The following is a 1378-nucleotide window of genomic DNA, read 5'->3' on the forward strand; positions in this document are numbered from 1 at the left end:
AAGCACTTAATTATTTGTTTTTATCGTGACATAAATAGATCGTCGCACCAAGCTCGCAGTGCGTGTTTTGACCTACTAGCATACGAATGATGAAGTTTATGTATCGTAAAAGCTTAATCCCACCTATACTTCGCGCGCATTCTTCCCCCACATACTGAGAACGAATACTTAATGTACTTTGAAGAGCTTGGCCTTAATCGAAATATCCTAAAAGCAATTGAGTTAAAAGGTTATAAGACACCATCCTCAATCCAGCAAGAGGCTATTCCTGCCGTATTAACAGGGCAAGATGTGATGGCTGCCGCGCAAACGGGTACAGGCAAAACTGCTAGCTTTACACTTCCTATTATTCAGTACCTTGAAGGAAAAGCTCGTGTAAAGGCCAATCAGGTCCGAGTACTCATTCTTACACCAACGCGAGAGCTTGCAGCTCAGGTGCACCAGAGTTTAGAAGATTACAGTCAATTCTCTGATACGCGCTCTGCAGTTGTGTTTGGAGGGGTGAAGATTAACCCTCAGATGTTGAAGTTAAGAAAGGGTATTGATGTATTAGTTGCAACGCCTGGACGCTTACTTGATTTATGTGAAAAGAATGCCGTAAAGCTCGATCAGATTGACGTATTTGTTCTAGACGAAGCCGACAGAATGCTGGATATGGGCTTCATTAATGATATTCGCCGCGTTATCGCGCTATTGCCCAAGCGCAGACAAAATCTGCTGTTCTCAGCGACATTTTCCGATGACATTCGTAATTTAGCGAAAGGCTTGATTCATGATCCCGTTGAGATCTCTGTATCGCCAAAAAATTCTGCCGCGAAAACTGTCGATCAATTAGTTATTCCAATTGATAAAGCTAACAAGTCACAAGCCTTAATTACCTTAATTAAACGCCATCAATGGTATCAAGTGCTCGTCTTTTGTCGGACAAAGCACGGCGCGAACAAGCTAAGCCAAAAACTGATTAAGTCTGGAATTAAAGCAGCCGCGATTCATGGTAATAAGAGTCAAGGAGCTAGAACAAGGGCGCTATCAGACTTTAAAAGCGGTGATTTACAAGCGCTTATTGCTACCGATATTGCCGCGCGAGGAATTGATATTGATCAGTTACCTCAAGTCGTGAACTTTGATTTACCGCATGTAGCTGAGGATTACGTGCATCGTATTGGTCGCACCGGGCGCGCTGGCATGGCAGGGAAAGCTGTCTCGTTAGTCACGGCAGAAGAATATAAAGAACTCGTCGGAATAGAGCGTTTGATTCAGCAGCATATTCCAAGAGAAGACATAAAAGGCTTCGAAGCTCAAAATGCATTGCCAGCATCTCCGCAGACTTTAAAACCAATTAAGGCGAAAAAACCGAAGAAAAATAAGACCAAAGTCG

1 protein-coding gene is annotated in these 1378 nt (G+C 43.2%); it reads left to right on the forward strand.

Annotated elements, in window-relative coordinates:
- Positions 1–171: 171 nt before the first annotated feature.
- Positions 172–1378: DEAD/DEAH box helicase (locus A3738_RS00980; RefSeq protein WP_068763276.1), on the forward strand; the 1207-nt coding region annotated here is incomplete at its 3' end.

The sequence above is a fragment of the Oleiphilus sp. HI0066 genome (assembly GCF_001635725.1).